Below are 20,005 nucleotides of genomic sequence, written 5' to 3'. Positions count from 1 at the left end.
AAATGGGAAAGTTGTGAAAGGGTGAAAGAATTGCCAGAGAAAGATAAACACTGCGCTGCTACCAGACGTAAGTGCCCACGGCCCCGGCCGCTAGCGCGGTGCTGAGCAGCTGGCCCTGGTGGCGGATATTGAAGGACAGCGCCGCCGGCCCGGCGTTGTGCACGATGACGACGCGGTTGCCATTGGGGGCCCGGAAGGCCACGTTGGGCAGGGCGTCCGGTGCGGTGGAGGCGATGCGCACGCTGCCGGGCCGCACAAACTTGCTGGCGTGGGCAATGATGTAGTAGGCCGGGTTGCGCGTCACGGCGTCGCCGGCCAGCGTCACGGCGCCCAGGCACTCGGTGCAGCCGCCGGGGGTGTGCGGGTTCTGCTGCGGGTCGGCGGCCAGGTTCCACTCCAGCACGGTGCGGGCCCAGTTGCGCGTGGCCCCGATGATGAGCGTTTTGGTGTGCCAGGCCAGGTCGCCGGAGAACTTGCCGGGCGCCCCAATCCACTGCTCGGTGAAGTAGAGGTGCTTGTCGGGGTGGGCGTCGTGCACCTGGCTCAGCGCCTCGATGGGCCCGGCGTAGAGGTGGAAAGCCGAGCCGTCGACGTACTGCCGGGCTTCTGGGTCGTTGAGCACGGCGATGGGGTAGTCGGGCCGGTCGGCGTTGTGGTCGTAGGCAATGATTTTGGTGGCCAGCTTCGCCGCCCGAAACGCCGGCCCCAGGTTCCGCTTGATGAATTCGGCCTGCTGCTCGGCCGGCATCAGCAGGCTGGGGTTGTTGCCGGGGTGCAGGGGTTCGTTCTGCACCGTGACGGCGTCGATGCGCACGCCGGCCGCCTGCATCTCCTGGACGTAGCGCACGAAGTACCGGGCGTAGGCGTCGTAGCATTCGGGCTTCAGGCTGCCGCCTTTGGTGTTCTCGTTGGTCTTCATCCAGGCGGGCGGCGACCACGGCGAGCCCAGGATTTTGAGGGCGGGGTTGAGGGCCAGAATTTCCTTGAGCACCGGCAGCAGGTGCGCCCGGTCGGGGGCCAGGCTGAACCGGGCCAGCGCCGGGTCGGTCTGGCCGGCGGGCAGGTCGTCGTAGGAAAACACCCGCTCGTCGAGGTCCGACGCGCCGATGCTCAGGCGCAGGTAGCTCACGCCGATGCTGGTGCCGTCGGTGGCGAACAGCTCGCGCAGCAGCTTGGCGCGCCCGGCGGCGCCCATGCGGTGCAGCAGCAGGGCGCTGCCGCCGGTGAGGCAGTACCCAAACCCCTCCATGGACTGGAACGTCCGGGCCTCGTCGACCTCAATGGTGGCATGCTCGTTCGCCGCCCCGCCAAACGCCAGGCGGCCGGGCTGCAGCTGGAACAGCGCCGACTTGTCGGGCGTGGTGAGCCACAGCGCCGCGCTAGTTGCCTGCCCCGGTTTCGGGGCCTTCGCCGCGGGCGGCCGCGGGCCCGGCTGGGCACGGGCCGCCAGAGCCAATAGCGCAAAAGCCAGAAACAGGCAGCGGGTGGGATTCATGGGTGGCAAGAGCAGAAAAATGTCGGCCTGGGGCAGGGGCTTTTCACGCGCCCCTTGCTCCTTGGCCCCAAACGACAACTTGGTTAATACCCGGGGTTTTGCTGAATCTGGGTGTTGGTGTTCAGCTCGCCCAGCGGGATGGGAAAGAGGAGGTAGTTGGCATCGCGGACGCCCTGGCGCTTCTGGGCAATGATGTCGAGGGCCGTGACGGCGTGGGCGCCGGCTTCGGCCTGGTTGTGGCGGGCGTAGCGCAGCAAGTCAAACCACCGCTCGCCCTCGAAGGCCAGCTCCAGGCGGCGCTGCCGGTCGATTTCGTTGCGCAGGGTTTGCTTGGTGGCCGCCGGGGCCGAGGCCGTGGTGAGCGCCGGCAGGCCCGCCCGTTGGCGCACCAGGTTGAGCTTGGCCAGGGCGTCGGCGGTGGGGCCGGCCTGCTCGTTGGCGGCCTCGGCGTACATGAGCAGCACGTCGGCGTAGCGCAGCACGTAGTAATTGTCGGGGCTATTGAAGCTGTTGGGGTTGCTCGACCACTTGTACACGAAGGGGCCGCGGTCGTTGCCGTTGCCGCGGCGGCCGTCCACGTAGCTGGCGTGGTCGCGCCCGGCCAGGGTGGTGCCCTGGAATCGCCAGCGCAGGTCGTTCACCGTGTCGGCGTACTCGATGAGCTCCGCGGTCGGGATGTTGAACTTGGGAAACGAGAACGTGGCCGGCGGCGAAGGCAGCAGCAAATCGGGCAGAATGTTGGAAGTGCCGCCGTCGGAACTGCCGGAGTACTGCACCTCAAACACGCTTTCCGGCTGCCGGTTGTCGGCCGGGAACAACGACTTGAAGTTGTTGACCAGCCCGTAGTTGCCGCCGCCCGTAATCACCGCGTTGGCCGCCGCCTGCGCCGCGGCCCAGTTGCGTTGGGTGAGCTGCACGCGCGCCAGCAGGGCATTCACTGCGCCTTGGGTGGCGCGGGTCGGGTTCACGGGGAGCACCAGGGCCTCGGCCTCGGTCAGGTCCTGCACCACCTGCGCGTACACCTGCTCGGCGGCGGTGCGGGGCAGGTTGAGCACGGCGGGGTCGCCGGTTTCGGTGGGCTCCAGGCGCAGCGGCACGGCGCCGTAGAGCTTCACCAGGTTGAAGTAAGACAGGGCCCGCAGGAACCGGGCTTCGCCCAGAATCGAGTTTTTGCGGGGGCCGGGCAGGTCCAGGGCGGGCACGTACTTGAGCACGGCGTTGGCGCGGTTGATGGCGATGTAGGCCTCGCGGTACACGTTGGTCACCTGGCTGGTGGTCGGCGTCCAGGCAATGTTTTCCATGGCGGCCACGTCGCCGTTGGCGCTGGTGCAGTTGTCGGAAGGCATTTCGCCCACCACGTTGAGCTCCTGGGCGTAGGCGCCGGTGCCCTGAATGCCGTCGTAAGCGGCCGTGAGGGCGGCTTCGGCGTCGTCGGCGGTTTTGAAGAAGTTGGCCGGCGAAATGCTGGGCAGCGGGTCCTTGTCCAGCACGTCGCAGCCCGCCAGCAAAGCGCAGGCGAGCAGGGGAGTGAGCAGCTTTTTCATGGGAATGTTGGAACGGAGCACGGGGCTTAGAAGGAAGCGTTGAGGCCCACGGTGTAGGTGCGCGCCTGCGGGTACACCCCGAAGTCGCGGCCCAGGCCGGTGGTGGAGAAGGGGTCGGAGCTCACCTCCGGGTCGTAGCCGGAGTAGTCGGTCCAGGTAATCAGGTTCTGGCCCGTCACGTACAGGCGCAGGCTGCTGAGGGCCGCGCGCTTGGTCAGGGCCCCGGGCACGGTGTAGGCCAGGGTCAGGTTTTTGAGGCGCACGTAGGAGCCGTCCTCGATGAACCGGTCGGAGTAGCGCGCGTTGCCGTTGAGGTCGTTGCGCACGGCCCGGGGCACGTCGGTGGCCGTGTTGGTGGGCGTCCAGCGGTTGAGCACGGCGGTGCTCTGATTGAGCGGGTCGCGCATGCCCTCAATGGTTTCGCGGTTCTGGTTGTAAATGTCGTTGCCGAAACTGCCCTGAAAGAACACGCTCAGCTCCAGTCCTTTGAAGGTGAAGGTGTTCGTGACGCCGCCCACGGCCTTGGGGTTGGGGTTGCCGATAACGGTGCGGTCCTTCTCGGTGATGATGCTGTCGCCGTTCAGGTCGCGGAAGCGGATGTCGCCGGGGCGGGCGTTGTCCTGCTGGGCCGCCTGGGCAATTTCGTCGGCCGACTGGAAGATGCCCTGCACCTGGTAGCCGTAGAACACGCCCAGCGGCTGGCCCACCAGCGTGAAGCCGTTGCCGCTGGGCAGGCGCCGGTCCACCTGCGCGCCGGCTTCGTCCGCCACCTTGCCCAGGTCCAGCACCTCGTTGCGGTTCAGCGAGAAGTTGAAATTCGTCGACCAGCCAAAGGCGCCCTCCGTGCTGCTCCGCACGTTCTCGGTGTTCAGGCCCAGCTCGAAGCCCTGGTTTTGCACGGTGCCCACGTTCTGCAGGATTTCCAGGGCCTGCGCGCCGGTGCTCAGCGGGATGCTCACCAGCGTGAGCAGGTCCTCGGTGCGCTTGCGGTAGGCGTCCAGGGTCAGGGTCAGCCGGTTATCGAGCAGGCCCAGGTCAAGGCCGGCGTTGTACTGGTAGGTGGTTTCCCACCGCACGTCGGCGTTGCCGATGTTGGACGGGGCAATGCCGGGCAGCACCGTGCTGCCCGTGCCCGGGTAGCTGGAGCCCACCGCATAGCGCGGGAACCGCTCGTAGGTGTAGAATTCCTGGTTGCCGTTGGCCCCGAAGCTGGCGCGCAGCTTGAGCTCCGACACGGCCTTGGTTTCCGGGAAAAACGACTCCTTCGAGATGCGCCAGCCCGCGCTCACCGCCGGGAAGTAGCCAAACTTTTTCCCGTCGCGGAACCGGCTGGAGCCGTCGGCCCGCATGCTCACCGTGGCCAGGTAGCGGTTGTCGTAGCTGTAGATGGCCCGCCCGAAGAAGCTCAGCAGGCCCCACTGGTCCTGGTAGCTGCTGGGCTTGGTGAACACCGACACGCCCGAGAGGTAGGGCACGCCGTTGGACGGGTAGCCCGAGCCGCCCGCGCTCGACGTGAACCGGTCCGACTCCTGCATCGACTCGCCGGCCAGCAGCGTCAGGGCGTGCTTGTCGCCCAGCGCGGGGTTGTAGGTCAGCGTGTTCTCCTGCAGCCAGATGGTCTGCTGGTTGGTGCCGGTGCGGCCGCTGCCGCGGGTTTCGGGCTGCGCGGTCGACGTGCCCGGGTAGTCGCGGGTGATGAACTCGTTCTCGAGCTGGGTGCGGAAATCAATGCCCACCGAGCTGCGCAGCGCCAGGTTCTTCAGGAGGTCCAGCTCGCCGTACACGTTGCCAATGACCTGGTAGATGTTGGCCTTGTTGCTGGTTTCGAGCAGGTTGCCCACCGGGTTGTCGAAGTTCTGGAACGGGTTGGTGCCGTAGGCGCCGGTGGCCGTGCGCACCGGCACCGTGGGGGCCTGGGCCAGGGCGCCGAGCACCGTGCCCGAGTTGCCAATGCCTTTCTCGCTGCGCACGCTGCCGTTGGTCATCGTGCGGCTCAGGTTGAGCGTAGTGCCGGCCCGGAAGCGCTGGCCGAGCTGCTGCTCCAGGTTCACCTTGAAGTTGTAGCGGTCGAACCCGGAGTTGAGGCTGATGCCGTCCTGCTTGAAATAGCCGCCCGAGAGGTAGTAGCGAGTCTTTTCGGTGCCGCCGCTCACGTTCAGCTGGTAGCTCTGGATGGCGGCCGTGCGGTAGATTTCGTCCTGCCAGTCGGTGTCGGCCGGCAGGTTGTCCAGGTCCGGGAAGCCCGGGGGGAGGCCGGCGTTGAGCTGGGCCTCGTTGAAGTACTCGGCAAACTGCCGGGCGTTGAGCACGTCCAGCTTCTTGCGCAGCGTCTGCCGGCCGTAGTAGGCGCTGAAGCCCACGGCCGCGGTGCCCGCCTTGCCGCGCTTGGTCGTAATCACCACCACGCCGTTGGAAGCCCGCACGCCGTAGATGGCCGCGCCCGCCCCGTCCTTGAGGATGGTGATGTCCTCGATGTCGTTCGGGTTCAGCGCGTTCAGCGGGTTGGGCCGCTGGTTGCCCACGGTCAGCTCCTGGTCGTACGCGGGCAGAATGGGAATGCCGTCGATGACGTACAGTGGCGAGGCGTTCAGGCTGACGGTGCTGTTGCCGCGAATGCGCACGTTGATGCCCGCCCCGGGCGCGCCGCTCGGCGCCGTCACCTGCACGCCGGGCGCCTGGCCCTGCAGCGCCTGGTCGAAGCCGGCCACCGGCTGCCGCTCCAGGGCCCGGGCGCCCACCGACGTCACGGCCGTGGTCAGCTCCTGGCGGCTCTGGGTGCCGTAGCCCACCACCACCACTTCGTTCAGCGCCTGCTTGTCTTCGGCCAGGTTGACGGCGAGGCTGCTGGTGGCGCCCGTCACGGGCACTTCCTGGCGCACGAAGCCCACCGAGCTGAACACCAGCGTGCTGTTTTCGGGCACGCTCAGCGAGAAGCTGCCGTCGGACCCGGTGGAGGTGCCAATGCTGGTGCCCTTCACCAGCACCGTCACGCCGGGCAGGCCCTCGCCGTTGGCCTGCGTCACGCGGCCCGCCACGGTCACGTCCTGCGGGTTGGTGGCGGCGGCAGCAACGCGGGCTTCCTCTTGCATTTGCGTCCGGCTGGTCACGATGAAGTAGTCTTCGCGCAGCTTTTTGAAGCTCAGGTCGGCGGCGGGCAGCACGGCGTTCAGCCGGTTTTCCAGGGTGGCCACGCCGGTGGGCAGCGGCACGCGCTTGTCGCCCACCAGGTTGCTTTCGTAAAAGATGGTGACGTGGTAGTCGCCTTCCCACTGCCGGAGCAGGGCCTTGAGCAACACCGTTTCGGCGGCCGGCGCCGGGGTACTGGCCGGGTTCTGCTGCACCCGGTTGGCCGCCAGCAGCTGGGCCGAGGCCGAACTGTGCAAGGAGCCCAGCAGCAGTACGCCCGCGGCCAGGGCCGCCGGGCGCGCGCGGCGCCAGCCCGTCTGCGTAAATGTGTTCATGGGATTTACTTGGAAGTAGGGTTGAGGGGATGGGAAGGATGGCGTTCGGTGAGGGTGATGCGGTTGCCCGCGCGGGTGGCCTGCAGGTCGAAGGCTTCCTCCAGGGCCAGCAGCAGCACGTTCAGGTCGCGCACCGGAATGGTGCCCGTGACTTTGCGGTTGTTCAAAGCGGGGCTGGCCACCACCACCTCCACGCCGTAGGTGTCCTGCAGGCGGGTGGCCATCTCGGCAATGGTGGTTTCGTCCAGCACCAGCCGGGCGTCTTTCCAGGCGGCGTAGGGGGCCGTGTGCACGGTTTTGCGCACCACGGCGGCGGGCCGCGCATCGTGGGTTTCGACCAGCTCGCCGGGCCGCATGATGACGTCGGCCCGCTGCGGGTCGTCGAAATCCACCCGCACCTTGCCCGCGAGCAGCACCACGCGGGCCTCGTCGCGGCGCCGGTTCACCGTGAACCGGGTGCCGAGCACTTCCACGCTGAACCCCGCCCGGGTGTGCACCACAAAGCGCTGGTGGTTGGGCTGGTGCCGAACGGCGAAGTAGCCCTCGCCGTCCAGCCATACTTCGCGGGGCTTGTCGGCCGCCCACCGGGGGGCGTAGCGGAGCTTGGAATGGGCGTTCAGGGTCACCCGCGAGCCGTCGGGCAGGCGCAGCAGCCGGGTCTGGCCGTAGTTGGTGGCCACTTCCACCGGAGTCACGGCGCGCGGGGAGTACAGCAGCCAGCCTCCGCCGGCCACGGCGCCGGCCACCGCGGCCGCGGCCGCCCAGCGCCGCCACGCGGGCGCGGCCGGCGGCACCAACTGCGGCAACTGGCCAAAGCCCAGGCGCTGGTGCAGGTTCTCGAGCAGCGCCTCGTAGTCGGGGTCGTCGGGCCCCGCCGTCGGCGCCGCGCCGGCCGACAAGGCCTCCCAGTGCCGCCGCATCCACTGCTGGGTCTGGGCGTAGTTGGCGGGCTGGCCGAGCCAGTGCCGCACGGCGGCCGTCTCGGCGACGGTGGCGCCGCCCTGGGCGTAGCGGGCTACCAGTTCTTCGGTAATGGGCAGTTGCATGTAATCCGGGGGGTGAAAAACCGCGCGGCGCGACAAGGCGCAGCAGTTTCAAGCGGTTGGCCAGGCGTCGGTAGGAGAGCACCCGCAAACGATTGGGGCGAAAGGCCACAAACGTTTGCAGTACTACACCGCAAGCGCGAGTCACCCCTACTCCCCGGGAAAAATATTTTTTAGCGGGCGCCCAGCGCCAGCACCAGCAGCACCCCCAGTATCTCGCTGCCGTGGGCCCGGAAGTAGGTGCGCAGGAACTTCAGCGCCTGCATTATCTGCGTCTCAACGGTCTTGACCGACAGGTTGAGCTGCTGGGCGATTTCCGAGTAGGAAAGCCCTTGCTGGCGGCTCAGCATAAATATTTGCCGGCGCTTGGGCGGCAGTTTTTCCAGGGCGGCCTGGTAGAGCGCCTCCATCTCCGAATACTCGGCCCCGTTGGTGGCCACGCTGGGGCGGAGGGTTGCCACGTGCGTTTGAAAACGCAAATGGTGCTGGCTGCGCCGCAGCTGATTCAGAATGGCGTGGTGCGCCGTGGTAAAGAGGTAGCCTTTCAGGGGCACGTCCTCGCGCAGCTGCTGGCGCTTCTCCCAGATTTTCAAGAAGCAGTCCTGCACAATCTCCTCGGCGTCGGCCCGCGATTTCAGGTAGCCGCAAGCAAACCGGTACACCAGGGAGCCGTAGTGCCGAAACAGCGCGTCGAAGGCCCTCTCGTCGTCCAGCTTGAGCTGGCGAAGACAGTCCGCTTCTGAAAAATCACGCGCAAGTTTCAACGGGCCCTCGGCTTATGCTACCTAAAAGTAACATAAAAATGACGTTACGGTGGCTTGCCGGTTCGGTGCGTAGCACGGCGGCGCGTCTTGGCCTTGAACGGCTGCGGCGCGGACGCTGGGACGCGCCGCTACACGCCGTTCTCAGCTCGTGACCCCACGCCGCTTGCCGCGCCTGTGTCACGAGGGGTAGCGCCCCTCAAACAGCCTCTTCGAATTAACCGCCGTGAGGGTGCCGGACAACTCTGACCGATGCCTGAAGCAACGGGCAAGCCCGTTCACGCGGGTGGCGTTGTCGCAATTGCCGACAAAGCAGCCGCGCCAACGGCGGGGCCTTCGCCCGGGGTAAGCTCGTTGCTGGCCGGCTGCCCGGCGAGCCACTTGTCGAGGGTTTCGATGGCGGTGGTGGCGATGTTGCCCAGCGCCTCGCGGGTCAGAAAGCCCTGGTGGCCGGTGATGAGCACGTTGGGGCGGGCCAGCAGCCGGGCCAGCAAGGGGTCGGGGGCCGCGTCGCGGGAGTGGTCGTAGAAAAACAGGCCCTTTTCGTGCTCGTACACGTCGAGGCCCAGGTAGCCCAGCTGGCCGGATTCCAGGGCGGCGAGGGCCGCTTCGGTGTCCAGGAGCGCGCCCCGGCTGGTGTTGATGAGCATGGCGCCCCGCTTCATTTTGGCCAACTGCCCGGCATTGAGCAGCTGGCGGGTGGCCGGCGTGAGCGGGGCGTGCACCGTAACGACATCGGCGAGGGCGCAGAGCGTATCCAGCGGCACGTACTCCACGCCGTAGCGCTGGGTGAGAGTGGCGTCGGGCAGCACGTCGTAGCCCAGCAGGCGGCAGCCAAAGCCGGACAGCAGCCCCGCCACCGTGCCGCCGATGGTGCCGCAGCCGATGATGCCCACCGTCTTGCCGTGCAGGTCGAAACCGACCAGCGCGTCCAGCCGGAAGTCGGCGTGGCGCACCTGCGCGTCGGCCTGGTGCAGGTGGCGGTTCAGCGCCAGGATGAGGGCCAGGGCGTGCTCGGCGATGGCGTAGGGGGAGTAGTGGGGCACGTTGGCCACGCGCAGGCCCAGGCGCTGGGCGGCGGGCAGGTCCACTTGGTCGTGGCCGGCGGCGCGCACCAGCAGGTAGCGCACGCCCAGCGCCGCCAGCCGCTCCAGCACCGGGGCCGAGGCGTCGTCGCCGACGAAAATGGCCACGGCCGGGCTGCCCTGGGCCCGGTCAGCGGTGGCCAGGCTCAGCGCTTCGTCCACAAAATGCAGCTCGTGCCGGGCCTGGGCGGCTTCCCGCAGAAACGGCTGCTCGAACGGATGGGCGCTGAAAACGGTGAGGTTCATTGGAAATACGGTGAGGAGGGCAAAGGATTGAAGTCGGGGGAGCAGCGGCGCCCTTGCCGGGCGTGCCGTCAGGGCCCCCTACCCCGAAAATTATTGGGCAAAAGTCGGCAGCGCAGCGCAGCGGGAGTATGACATAAGTCATCCAACGGGCTAATTATAAACAAGGTTTTTTAAGCCAACGGGGCGGACCTTGCGGCCGTATTGAATTGAAGTTCCCACACCACGCCCTGCTCATGGCCCCCTCGCTGCTGATTTTAACGGACTTTTTTCAGGCCGCCAACCGCGCCCTCGACTACGCCACCAACCTGGCCCGCCCGCTCGGGGCCCGCCTGGTGCTGCTGCACGTGCGCCGCGATTCGGTGCTCGACCCGGAAATGCTTACGGGCAAGCTCTCGAACCTGGATAACGAGGCGCTGCACATGGCACTGAACAGCATTACCAGCGACCTGCCGGTGCCGGTGGTGGTGGAAATAGGCCACGGGCGCGTGGCCTACGCCGTGGCCGACACCGTGAGCCGCCACCACCCCACCCTGGTGGTGCTGGGCCGCCCCGATACGAAGGGCACGCCCGACGAGCTGGTGAGCACCACGGCCCTCGACATCCTGCGCACGGCCCCCTACCCCATGCTGGTGGTGCCGCACAACGTGTCGTCGACCGACCCGCCGCGCCGTGTGCTGCTGGCCGTCGATGGGGAAGCCTTCTCCCTCGGCCCGCACGCGGGCGCCACGCGGCACCTGCTCGATGCCCTGCACGCGGAACTGACGGTGCTGCACGTGGAGGAACACGCCGGCCCGACCGCCGCCACGGCCAGGGCGCTGGCGTCGGTCGAGGACACGGGCTTGACGATGGGGTTGCCGCAGCCCCTTCGCACCCGCAGCGTCGTCGCCCCGCATCCGGCCGAGGCCATCCTGCAAGCGGCCCGGCCCGAAGATTTTGATTTGGTCGTGCTCATTGCCCGGCCGCGCAGCTTTTTCGGCGAGCTGTTTCACCGCAGCGTCACGGCCCGGGTCCTCCTGCACAGCGCCGTGCCCGTACTAGTGCTGCCGGCCGCGGGGTAAGCTTTGAAACACCGCCCTGGCAAAAGGCGATGGCCCATCGGGTCTCATCAATACACTGCCCCATGGATTACCACGTTGCCTCCGTTGCCGATGTCGCGCAAGAGCTGAAATCCGCGCCCACGGGGCTGGATGAAGCCACTTCCCGGCAGCGGCTGGCCGAACACGGCCCGAATGTATTGGCCGACGCCAAGAAAAAAACCGTGTGGCAACTGCTGCTGCACCAGTTGGCCGACGTGATGATACTGGTGCTGCTGGTGGCGGCCGCAGTGTCGGGCGTGGTGGGCGAGTGGAAATCGGTGTACGTCATTCTGGCCATCGTGGTGCTCAACGCCGTCATCGGCTTCGTGCAGGAATACCGGGCCGACAAGGCCATGGAGGCCCTGCAGAAAATGGCGGCCACGCAGGCCCAGGTGCTGCGCGGCGGGCGGGCCGTGAAAATCGTCGCGGCCGACCTGGTGCCCGGCGACGTGGCGGTGCTCGAAGCCGGCGACGTTATCCCGGCCGACGTGCGCTTCTTCGAAACCCACGCGCTGAAAGTGGACGAGTCGTCGCTGACCGGCGAGTCGGCCAACGTGGAGAAGAATTCGGACGCGCTGCCCGCGGGCGAACTGCCGCTGGGCGACCGGCTGAACATGGGCTACAAGGGCACCTTCGTGACCAACGGCCGGGCCACGGCCTACGTGGTGGCCACGGGCATGGGCACCGAGCTGGGCAAGATTGCCAAGCTCATTCAGACCGACGAAACGGTGACCCCGCTCCAGAAGCGGCTGGCCACGCTGGGCAAGTACCTGTCGGCCGCCGCGCTGCTCACGGGCGCGCTCTTTTTCGGGGTGGGCTGGCTGCGGGGCGAGCCGCTGGGCAGCCTGCTGCTGGTGTCCATCTCGCTGGCTATTGCGGCCCTGCCCGAAGCCCTGCCCGCGCTGGTCACCGTCTCGCTGGCCCTGGGCGCCAAGCGGCTGATAAAGGACCAGGCGCTGATTCGCAAGCTGCCGGCCGTCGAAACGCTGGGCTCGGTCACCTATATCTGCACCGACAAAACGGGCACCCTCACCCTCAACAAAATGACGGTGGAGGACACCTACGCTGCGCCGGCCTTTGCCCTGCCGGTACTGGATAGTAAAACCGGCCTGCTGACGGCCATGGCCCTGAATAACGACGTGACCCAGGACCCCGCCGGCCACTGGCTGGGCGACTCCACCGAAGTGGCCCTGGTGCAGTACGCGGCCGGCCAGGACCACGCCCGCCCGGCCCTCGAAGCCCGGTTTCCGCGGGTCGGCGAGCTGCCGTTTGATTCGGAGCGCAAGTGCATGAGCACCCTGCACCAGACCGACCAGGGCGTGCTGTGCCTCACCAAAGGGGCCCTGAGCGCGGTGTTCGGCCAGCTGGAGGCGGGGCAGCAGGCCGAAATCCCCGAGCTGCGGCGGCGCGTGGACGAGTTGGCCGCCAAAGGCTTCCGGGTGCTGGGCTACGCGGCCAAGCTGCTGCCCGAACTGCCGGCCGAAGTCACGCCGGCCACCGTCGAAACCGGCCTGAGCTTCCTCGGCTTCGCGGGCCTGATTGACCCGCCCCGCGAGGAAGCCCGGCAGGCGGTGGCCGAGTGCCAGGCCGCCGGCATCACGGCCGTGATGATTACCGGCGACCACCCGCTCACCGCCAAGGCCATTGCCGGGCAGCTGGGCATCCTTTCCAAGCCCGATGAGCTGGTGCTGACCGGGCCGGAGCTGACCAAGCTCGACGAGCCGGCCTTTGCTGAAATCGTGGAAAAAGTACGGGTATACGCCCGCGTGGACCCGGCCCAGAAGCTGCGCATCATCAGCGCGTTGCAGGCCAAGCACCAGTTCGTGGCCATGACCGGCGACGGCGTGAACGACGCCCCGGCCCTGAAAAACGCCGACATCGGCGTGGCCATGGGCATCAACGGCACGGAGGTGGCCAAGGAAGCGGCGGCCATGATTTTGCTCGACGACAATTTTGCCACCATCGTGCACGCCGTGCGGCACGGGCGGCGCATCTTCGACAACATCCTCAAGTTCATTCGCTACATTTTGGCCGGCAGCGCGGGCGAAATCGTGGCCCTCTTCGTGGCGCCCCTATTTGGCCTGCCCGTGCCGCTGCTGGCCATCCACATCCTCTGGATTAACCTGGTGACCGACGGCCTGCCCGGCCTGGCCCTGGCCTACGAGCCCTCGGAAGCCCAGAGCATGCAACGGCCGCCCATCGACCCGCGGCAAACCATCTTCGCCAACGGCCTGGGTTGGTTCATCGTCCTGGTCGGGCTGCTGGTGGGCGGGCTGACCATCGCCACGGAGGCCTGGGCGCTGCGCCGCGGCATCGCGCACTGGCAAACGATGGCCTTCACCGTGCTCTGCTTTAGCCAGCTGGGCCTGGCGCTGGCCATCCGGTCGCGGCGGGAGTCCATTTTCAGCATCGGTCTGCTCTCGAACAAGCCCATGCTGGGGGCGGTGGCGCTGACCGCGGCGCTGCACCTGATGATACTGTACACGCCCTTCTTCAACAACATCTTCAGCACCCAGCCGCTGACGTGGGCGGAGCTGGGCGTCACGGTGGCCGTATCGAGCGTGGTGTTTTGGGCGGTGGAGCTGCAGAAGCTCATCAGCCGGCGGCGGGAACAGCCGGTGGCGCGGCTGCCGGTGGTTACGGGTGGGGCCGCCTTGCCGGTCGCGGCCGCGGCTTGAGGAGGCAGTCCAGCGGGCCGTCACGTGGCCTTCGCCAGCCGTTCGGCCAGCGGGCATCACATGAGGTAAAACGCTTCCGGCGCGAGGGGCGCCGGCACGTCCGGCTCCTGCAGCAGCTGCCGGAGGTTGATTTCCACGGTGCGGGCAATGGCCGTGACCGGCGTATCGGTGGGCTTGTTGTTGAAGGGGTCCTGCAGGTAGCGGGCGGTGCGCTCCAGCAGGAAAAAGGAGGACGCCGTCGTGAGTAGCACCGGAATTTCCCACAGCCCGATGGTCTTGACCAGGCCCAACGAGAGCGTCATCAGAAACAGGTAGATGAAAAAGTACACGAGCAGCCGGTAGCTCACCGGAAACACCGTGTACTTGATGCGTTCGGCCTGGCCCATGGCGTCGCAGAGGCGCACCAGGGTGGCATCGAGCTGCACCTGCTGGTAGGCGTTGAGGGCCCCTTGCTCGTACAGCGTTTTGGCCTGGTCGGTGTGCAGGGCCAGCAGGGCGAGGGGCTTGTTGGCGTGCGGCCGCAAATAGGCCAGCTCGGGCCCCGTCAGGTAGGCCGCCAGCCCGGCCGTGGGGTCCAGGCCGCGCAACGACTGGCCCAGGCAGTAGCACCAGGCTATCTGGCGGTAGGCCATGGTTTTTAAAGGCGAACCCGGGGCGTTGGCACGCAGAAACTCTTCGGGCACAAACGCGCGGACCTGCAGCACCAGCGTGCGCGAGTCGTTGACGATGGCGCCCCAAATCTTGCGGGCTTCCCACCATCGGTCGTACGACTGGCTGGTTTTGAAGGCCAGCAGCAGCGCAATCGAGCTGCCCAGAATCGTGGGCAGCTGCAGCGGAATCAGCGGCAGGTAGTCGCCCAGGGCCAGCTTTAGGAGGTGAAAGCAGATGGAAATCAGCAGTACCCGGACGACATCCGCCCGAATGTGCTTGAAGATGTAGCGCAGGGGAAACCGGGCGTTGAGCAACATGGCAAACGGGGCTGGTTGCGCCGTGCGGAATCGGGAAGAGAAAAACCGGCTGGACCACCTGGTTTTAGCCCACAAAACTGGCGCTTCCCGGCGCGGCCTGCCATGACACCTATCAGGCGGGCGAGTGACGTGCGTCATGCTTTCGGCCTGGGGGTCGAGGGACCTTTGTGGAGGGCCGCCCCGCCCGGGAATACCGGGGGCGGCCGGCTTCTCTTCTTCGTTCCTCCGCATGAACCAGCGCTTTAAAGTTGTCAGCCTCACCCACCAGCAAGCGCCGCTGGCCATCCGGGAGCGGCTGGCCCTGGACGAGCCGGCCTGCCGCCGGTTGCTGCTCATCCTGAGTCAGGAGCTGGGCCTGACCGATGTGCTGGTGCTGAGCACCTGCAACCGCACCGAGGTGTACTACAGCGCCGCGCGGGACCAGTGCGCCGCCATCCTCGGCGCGCTGGCCCGGCTGAAAAACCTGCCCGATACCGCCCGGATAACCCCTTATTTCGTCAGCATTACCAGCGCCAAAGCGGCCGTGCAGCACCTGTTCGAGGTGGCCATGGGCCTGGACGCGCAGGTAGTGGGCGACCAGCAGGTTGGCCACCAAGTGAAGCAGGCCTACCAATGGTCGGCCGATGCGGGCGCGGCCGGGCCGTTTTTGCACCGGCTGCTGCACACCGTGTTTTTCACCCACAAGCGGGTGCGCCAGGAAACCGGTTTTTGCGACGGCGCCGCCTCGGTTGCCTACGCCGCGCTGCAACTGGTGGAAGACCTGACGGCCCACCTGGCCAGCCCGCGGGTGTTGCTGGTGGGCGCGGGCCCTTTCGGGGCCGACGTGGCCCGGTATTTCGGCGCCAGCGGCCGGTTTGCGCACGTCACCATCTGCAACCGGACGCGGGCCAAAGCGGAAGCACTGGCCGCCGAGTGCGGCCTGCGGGTGCTGGACTTTGCCGACCTCGCCCAAGGCATTCAGGACGCAGACGTTATCATTTCCTCGGTGGCGGCCCCCGCGCCCGTCATCACGCCCGCGCTGCTGGCCCCGGCGGCGGTGCTCAGCCACAAGTACTTCGTGGACCTGGCCGTGCCCCGCAGCATTGCCCCCGCGGTGGAGGCCGTGCCCGGCGTGCTGCTCTACCCGCTCGATGCCATCCAAAGCAAAGCCTCGGCGGCCCTGGAGCGGCGGCTGGCGGCCGTGCCGCAGGTGCGGGCCATCATCGCCGAAAGCCTGGCGGGCTTGCAGAACTGGAGCGCGGAAATGGCGGTTTCGCCCACCATTCAGAAGCTGAAAAATGCCCTGGAGCAGCTGCGGCAGGACGAGATGAAGCGCTTCGGCAAACGGATGAGTCCCGCCGAAGCCGGCCTGCTGGACGAAATCACCAAGTCGCTGATGCAAAAGGTGCTCAAGCAGCCCGTGCTGCAGCTCAAAGCCGCCTGCCAGCGGGGCGAAGCCGGCCCGCTGGCGGAGCTGCTCAGCGAGCTGTTCAACCTGGAGCGCCCGCCGGTGCCGGCGTGGGTCGAGCCGGCCCGCCAAGCCGACCCGCTCGTCGCCTGCTTGGCGACTGCGACGGTTGCCCAAGCCGCCGCGCGGCGACGCATCGGCAGTGAAGCAGTTAGTCAGGCGTTCTGAGCCGTCGCGCGGCGGCTCTGGTTTGCTCATCCACTAGTTCCTGCCAACGGGTCGCCGCGCGGCGGCTAACGCAACGCAACTTGCCAGCCCCGCCACGAGCACCAAGGCCGGCCTGACAAACGTCACCTTTCCGGTCGGCCCCCGTCATTCGCGGGGCTGAAACGGAGCCGGACATTTGCCTCAGGCCCGGCCTCCTGCCTGGTCCAACGTTCCTTTTCCTGCTTTCTCATGAAAAATCTGCTGGTTCCCACCGACTTTTCTCCCGAATCGCACCACGCCTTTGAAGTGGCTTTGCAACTGGCCCGTCGGGTGGGTGGCAGCGTGACGCTGCTGCACGTGCTGGAGGTGCCCGAAACCGCCAACTTCAGCACCTACGGCGGGCCGGTGGGAGGCACCGAGCTGCCCAACAGCGGCGGTGGCATGGACGGCGTATTCATGATTCAGCTGCTGCAAGCCACCAAGCGGCGCATGCACGGGCTGCTGAGCGAAGCCAGCCGCACCGCCCCCAACGTGGCCGTGCGCGACATGGTGCTCACGGACCGCACCGGGCCCGCCATCCTGCAGGCCATCGAAACGCAGGGCATTGACCTGGTTGTCATTGGCGCGCAGGTCCACTCGGCGGTGGAGCACCTGCTCAACGGCTCCCACACCGAGGAGCTGGTGCGGCTGGCGCCCTGTCCGGTGCTCACCGTCAAGTACGCCGTGGCGGAGTTTGCGCCGCGCCGCATCCTGTTCCCGTCCGACTTTACGGCCGAAACCGACCGGGCCGTGGCCGGCCTGCGGCAGGTGCAGGCCCTGTTTCCCGACGCCGAGCTGCACCTGCTGCAAGTGGTAGAGGAGGAACAACAAGCCGCCGCCGCGCAGGCGCATATCACGGCTTTCGCGCAGCGCCACGGCCTGCAGCACGCCCAGCCCGCTGTTTTCACGGACGACAGCCCCGTTTCGGGCATTTCCGCGTATGCCCGGCAGGTGCAGGCGGACTTGTTGGTCATTCCGACCCACGGCCGCACTGGCCTGAGCCGCTTCCTGCACACCAGCATTGCCGAAACCGTGGCCACCCACGCCTTCCCGCCGGTGTTCACCTTCAAGCTGGCCTAAGCCAGGCGGCGAGGCCGCCACCGCCACCGAAAACGCCCGGCTGGATTACCAGCCGGGCGTTGCGTTTTCAGGCCCGGAGCGTCAGGCAACGCAGGGTTCGCGCAGGTCGATGAAGATGAGCCGCCAGCGCCCGCCCACGCCCGCCGACTTGGCGAAGTGAAACCGGAAGCCCGTGCGGGTTTGCAGCACCGTGCGCCCGGTGCGCCCCTGCGCGGCCTGGCCCTGCGCCGCCGTGCCGCCCTTCACGGTAGCGCTGGCCCAAAATTTCAGGTTTCGGAAGGCGGTGGCCGGGCCGGCAAAGCAGCCTTGTTGGACAAACCCCGCGTTCTGCTTGGTTTGCAGGCCGCAATCCGCTTCGGGCAACTGCGGCACGGCGCGCAATTGCGGACAAGCCATCAGCTGCTTGTCCAGCGAGAACAGGGGCAGGTTTTGGTTGGCGCGGCGAAACGCTCCCGCTTCGGCCACCCGCGTCACCAGCGGCACGGCGCCGGGCTGCTCCAGAATCCAGAGGCCAAATTCCGGGTCGATGAGCTGGTTGAGCACCTCGGCATCGTGGCCGCGCAGGGCGCCTTCCAGCAGCAGCCAGGCCCCGGCCACCGAGGTGTCGGCGGGCAGCACCGGGTTTTCGGTGCGCGCGGCGGCCGAGTCGGGCTTGGGCGGCTTGTCGGTGACGACCTGCGCGGGGCCTTGGCCGGCCTTTTCATCAGGCATCCCGTTGGGGTTTTTAGTGTCGCAGGCCGCCAGCAGCAAGGCCAGGGCGGCAGCGGAGAAGCAGGAGGAAATGCGCATGAGGTCAGGAAATAAGGGTTCAGAAGGGCACTAAAAAAAACGGAACGTCATGCCGAGCGCAGCCGAGGCATCTCGCGTGCAGCAGTAACTCAAAAGGTGCAACGATGCGAGCGAGATGCCTCGGCTGCGCTCGGCATGACGTTCTTAATTCATCGGCACGACGTTCTTATTTGCTCGGCACGACGTTCTTTTTGCGTGGGCCCTACGCCGCCGCATCGGCCACGGCCGCCCACTCCACGCCTTGGCGCAGCCACCGCTGGGTGGCTTCTTCCGGGGAGCCGGGCTCGACGGTGTAGTTGTAGTGCCACTCGGCCTGGGGCGGCAGGCTCATGAGGATGCTTTCGGTGCGGCCGCCGGTTTCGAGGCCGAAGCGCGTGCCCCGGTCGATGGCCAGGTTGAACTCGGCGTAGCGGCTGCGGCGCACCTGCTGCCACTGCTTCTCGCGCTCGGTGTAGGGCAGGTCCCGGTTTTGGCGCATGATGGTGCCGTAGGCCCGGCCGTAGACCTCGCCCACGTCCTGCACGAAGGCGAACAGCTCGTCGAAGGAGCCATTCCGGCCCACGGTCAGCCGGTCGAAAAAGATGCCGCCGACGCCGCGGGTTTCCTGGCGGTGGGGCAGGTAGAAGTACTCGTCGGCCCACTGCTTGAAGCGCGGGTAGTACGTGGGGTCGTGGCGCTGGCACACGGCGCGTATCTGCTCGTGGAACCAGCGGGCCTGGGCCTCGTCCACGTAAATCGGGGTCAGGTCGAGGCCGCCGCCGAACCAGGCCTCGCCGTTGCCGGCCTCGAAGTAGCGCACGTTCATGTGCGAGATGGGTACGCGGGGGCTGCGCGGGTGCTGCACCACGCTCACGCCAGTGGCGAAGTAGCGCCGGTCGGGCAAGAGCAGGGCCTGGGCCGCTTGCGCGGTCACTTCGCCCGTCACGGCCGAAAACGCCACCCCGCCCTTTTCCAGCACCGCGCCCTGCTGCAGCACCCGCGTGCGGCCGCCCCCGCCGCCGGCGTGCTCCCAGGTCGTTTCAACGAACTTGACGCCGCTGCCATCGGCCAGCTCCAGCCGGTAGCAGAGCCAGTCTTGGAAGCTGCGCATCCAGTTTTCCACCAGGGTGCGGGTCGGACTTACGGTACAATCAATGGGGCTTTCCATAATTATTGAAAAAGAAGCAAAGGGTTGGAAGCGGGTGCCGGCGTCAGCCGGCGAAGCAGCCGGGCCGGTCAGACCCAATTCAAGGTGTGGTAGGCTACGGCGGCCGCGTTTGGGACTGGACGAACCGGGTGCTGGGCGCAGTGGGCGCAGCAGGTTTCGGGGGCCGTTTCGGGCCTCAAGGCAGGCAGTATCAGCACCGGAATCTGGGTGTGGTAGGCCCGGGTTTTGGTGTAGCAGGTGCCGAAATACTGCACTAGCTGCCCCGCGCTGGCGGGCGCGATGACCAGCAATTCCGCCTGGGTGCGGGCGCAGAAATCATCGATGCCCTCCAGCCGGGCCTCGTCTTCGAGCAGGTGTTGGGCGACGGGCCCCGGCCAGGCCAGCTGCGCCGCGGCGGTGCTCAGCGCCTGCTGGAGCTGCCGGCGCTTGGGCCGGTCGGCGGGCGCGTACACCTGCACCAGGTCCAGGGGCGCGGGAAACGCATCCGCCAGCGCCGCCAGCTGCGGCAGCAGGCCGGGCGCCACGTCGGTGAAATCAGCGGAAAAAACCAGGCGGTGCGGCAACGCGCGCCGGCCGGCCGGCACCACCAGCACCGGGCAGGCCACCAGGGCGGCGAGGGTCACGGCGTGGTTGTCGGGGGCGGCTGCGCGGCAGCAGTCGATGTGCGCCAGGCCCAGCACCACCAGGTCGGCGGCACATGCTGCTGCCTCGGCGTGCACGTGGTCGGGCAGGCAGCCGGCCAGCACCCGGTAGCGGTAGCGGATGCGGCGGCCGTTCTGGCGGGTGAGCTGCTGGTAGCGCAGGCGCTCGACCAGGCCGCGCAGCCGCTGCTCCGCAGCCGCCAGGGCGGCCGCCGCTTCGCCGGGGGCGGTGGGCAGGCAGTACAGCAGCACCACTTCGGCCGGCCAGCGCACGGCGAGCTTGTTGGCGTAGGCCAGGGTGGGTTCGGCCGCGGCGGTGTGGTCAAGGGGAACGAGGATGGTTTTCATGGGCGGGGGC

Annotated in this window: 14 protein-coding genes; 4 read left to right on the top strand and 10 right to left on the bottom strand. The window is 67.5% G+C overall.

Annotation, left to right across the window (positions count from 1 at the left end):
• Positions 1 to 58 precede the first annotated feature (58 nt).
• The 6 genes from RMO51_RS20135 to RMO51_RS20110 all read right to left on the bottom strand — a co-directional run bounded on the left by RMO51_RS20135 (position 59) and on the right by RMO51_RS20110 (position 9,635).
• The gene (locus RMO51_RS20135; protein WP_310397772.1) at positions 59 to 1,495 is read right to left on the bottom strand and encodes a glycoside hydrolase family 30 beta sandwich domain-containing protein; all 1,437 of its coding nucleotides are present in this window, start codon (positions 1,493 to 1,495) and stop codon (positions 59 to 61) included.
• A gap of 83 nt (positions 1,496 to 1,578) precedes the next feature.
• A complete protein-coding gene (locus RMO51_RS20130; RefSeq protein ID WP_310397771.1) occupies positions 1,579 to 3,039 on the bottom strand; it encodes a RagB/SusD family nutrient uptake outer membrane protein in 1,461 nt (486 codons plus the stop codon).
• A 26-nt stretch (positions 3,040 to 3,065) separates the two neighbouring features.
• A complete protein-coding gene (locus RMO51_RS20125) occupies positions 3,066 to 6,500 on the bottom strand; it encodes a TonB-dependent receptor (protein WP_310397770.1) in 3,435 nt (1,144 codons plus the stop codon).
• 5 nt (positions 6,501 to 6,505) lie between these two features.
• Positions 6,506 to 7,546 (bottom strand): FecR domain-containing protein, encoded by a 1,041-nt coding sequence (locus RMO51_RS20120; RefSeq protein ID WP_310397769.1) that lies wholly within the window; start codon positions 7,544 to 7,546, stop codon positions 6,506 to 6,508.
• Between the two features lie 170 nt (positions 7,547 to 7,716).
• Positions 7,717 to 8,307 carry an RNA polymerase sigma-70 factor gene (locus RMO51_RS20115; RefSeq protein ID WP_310397768.1) on the bottom strand — a complete coding sequence of 197 codons (591 nt, stop codon included), beginning with the start codon at positions 8,305 to 8,307 and terminating at the stop codon, positions 7,717 to 7,719.
• Positions 8,308 to 8,582: 275 nt separating this feature from the next.
• Entirely contained in the window at positions 8,583 to 9,635 is a 1,053-nt protein-coding gene (locus RMO51_RS20110; RefSeq protein ID WP_310397767.1) for a 2-hydroxyacid dehydrogenase, read from the bottom strand.
• A 233-nt stretch (positions 9,636 to 9,868) separates the two neighbouring features.
• Here RMO51_RS20110 and RMO51_RS20105 point away from each other — a divergent pair, with 233 nt between their 5' ends.
• Together RMO51_RS20105 and RMO51_RS20100 are read left to right on the top strand one after the other, a co-directional pair.
• Complete coding sequence (locus RMO51_RS20105; protein WP_310397766.1) at positions 9,869 to 10,693, top strand: universal stress protein; 825 nt, start codon at positions 9,869 to 9,871, stop codon at positions 10,691 to 10,693.
• A 62-nt stretch (positions 10,694 to 10,755) separates the two neighbouring features.
• Positions 10,756 to 13,389 carry a cation-translocating P-type ATPase gene (locus RMO51_RS20100; protein WP_310397765.1) on the top strand — a complete coding sequence of 878 codons (2,634 nt, stop codon included), beginning with the start codon at positions 10,756 to 10,758 and terminating at the stop codon, positions 13,387 to 13,389.
• A gap of 56 nt (positions 13,390 to 13,445) precedes the next feature.
• Here RMO51_RS20100 and RMO51_RS20095 read toward each other — a convergent pair whose 3' ends face one another.
• Entirely contained in the window at positions 13,446 to 14,357 is a 912-nt protein-coding gene (locus RMO51_RS20095; RefSeq protein WP_310397764.1) for a bestrophin family ion channel, read from the bottom strand.
• A 229-nt stretch (positions 14,358 to 14,586) separates the two neighbouring features.
• On the opposite strand from RMO51_RS20095, the gene hemA reads away from it, so the two are divergent.
• Entirely contained in the window at positions 14,587 to 15,972 is a 1,386-nt protein-coding gene (hemA, locus tag RMO51_RS20090) for a glutamyl-tRNA reductase (protein WP_310397763.1), read from the top strand.
• Positions 15,973 to 16,200: 228 nt separating this feature from the next.
• Entirely contained in the window at positions 16,201 to 17,070 is an 870-nt protein-coding gene (locus RMO51_RS20085) for a universal stress protein (RefSeq protein ID WP_310397762.1), read from the top strand.
• Positions 17,071 to 17,151: 81 nt separating this feature from the next.
• On the opposite strand, the gene RMO51_RS20080 is transcribed toward RMO51_RS20085, so the two are convergent.
• From RMO51_RS20080 to RMO51_RS20070, 3 genes are all read right to left on the bottom strand, one after another.
• Positions 17,152 to 17,859: a hypothetical protein gene (locus RMO51_RS20080; protein WP_310397761.1), complete on the bottom strand. Its 708-nt coding sequence runs from the start codon at positions 17,857 to 17,859 to the stop codon at positions 17,152 to 17,154.
• Positions 17,860 to 18,061: 202 nt separating this feature from the next.
• The gene (hemF, locus tag RMO51_RS20075) at positions 18,062 to 19,006 is read right to left on the bottom strand and encodes an oxygen-dependent coproporphyrinogen oxidase (protein ID WP_310397760.1); all 945 of its coding nucleotides are present in this window, start codon (positions 19,004 to 19,006) and stop codon (positions 18,062 to 18,064) included.
• 68 nt (positions 19,007 to 19,074) lie between these two features.
• Positions 19,075 to 19,995, bottom strand: coding sequence for a universal stress protein (locus RMO51_RS20070; protein ID WP_310397759.1), 921 nt, complete (start codon positions 19,993 to 19,995; stop codon positions 19,075 to 19,077).
• Between the last annotated feature and the right edge of the window lie 10 nt (positions 19,996 to 20,005).

The sequence above is a fragment of the Hymenobacter sp. genome (assembly GCF_031398885.1).
Taxonomy (GTDB): Bacteria; Bacteroidota; Bacteroidia; order Cytophagales; family Hymenobacteraceae; genus Hymenobacter.
This window is presented reverse-complemented; position numbering and strand designations above follow the sequence as displayed.

Excerpts from the sequence above, each read along its gene's own strand:
- RMO51_RS20135 (WP_310397772.1), bottom strand. The coding sequence starts at position 1,495 with ATGAATCCCACCCGCTGCCTGTTTCTGGCTTTTGCGCTATTGGCTCTG.
- RMO51_RS20130 (WP_310397771.1), bottom strand. The coding sequence starts at position 3,039 with ATGAAAAAGCTGCTCACTCCCCTGCTCGCCTGCGCTTTGCTGGCGGGC.
- RMO51_RS20125 (WP_310397770.1), bottom strand. The coding sequence starts at position 6,500 with ATGAACACATTTACGCAGACGGGCTGGCGCCGCGCGCGCCCGGCGGCC.
- RMO51_RS20120 (WP_310397769.1), bottom strand. The coding sequence starts at position 7,546 with ATGCAACTGCCCATTACCGAAGAACTGGTAGCCCGCTACGCCCAGGGC.
- RMO51_RS20110 (WP_310397767.1), bottom strand. The coding sequence starts at position 9,635 with ATGAACCTCACCGTTTTCAGCGCCCATCCGTTCGAGCAGCCGTTTCTG.
- RMO51_RS20105 (WP_310397766.1), top strand. The coding sequence starts at position 9,869 with ATGGCCCCCTCGCTGCTGATTTTAACGGACTTTTTTCAGGCCGCCAAC.
- RMO51_RS20100 (WP_310397765.1), top strand. The coding sequence starts at position 10,756 with ATGGATTACCACGTTGCCTCCGTTGCCGATGTCGCGCAAGAGCTGAAA.
- RMO51_RS20095 (WP_310397764.1), bottom strand. The coding sequence starts at position 14,357 with ATGTTGCTCAACGCCCGGTTTCCCCTGCGCTACATCTTCAAGCACATT.
- hemA (WP_310397763.1), top strand. The coding sequence starts at position 14,587 with ATGAACCAGCGCTTTAAAGTTGTCAGCCTCACCCACCAGCAAGCGCCG.
- RMO51_RS20085 (WP_310397762.1), top strand. The coding sequence starts at position 16,201 with ATGAAAAATCTGCTGGTTCCCACCGACTTTTCTCCCGAATCGCACCAC.
- RMO51_RS20080 (WP_310397761.1), bottom strand. The coding sequence starts at position 17,859 with ATGCGCATTTCCTCCTGCTTCTCCGCTGCCGCCCTGGCCTTGCTGCTG.
- hemF (WP_310397760.1), bottom strand. The coding sequence starts at position 19,006 with ATGGAAAGCCCCATTGATTGTACCGTAAGTCCGACCCGCACCCTGGTG.
- RMO51_RS20070 (WP_310397759.1), bottom strand. The coding sequence starts at position 19,995 with ATGAAAACCATCCTCGTTCCCCTTGACCACACCGCCGCGGCCGAACCC.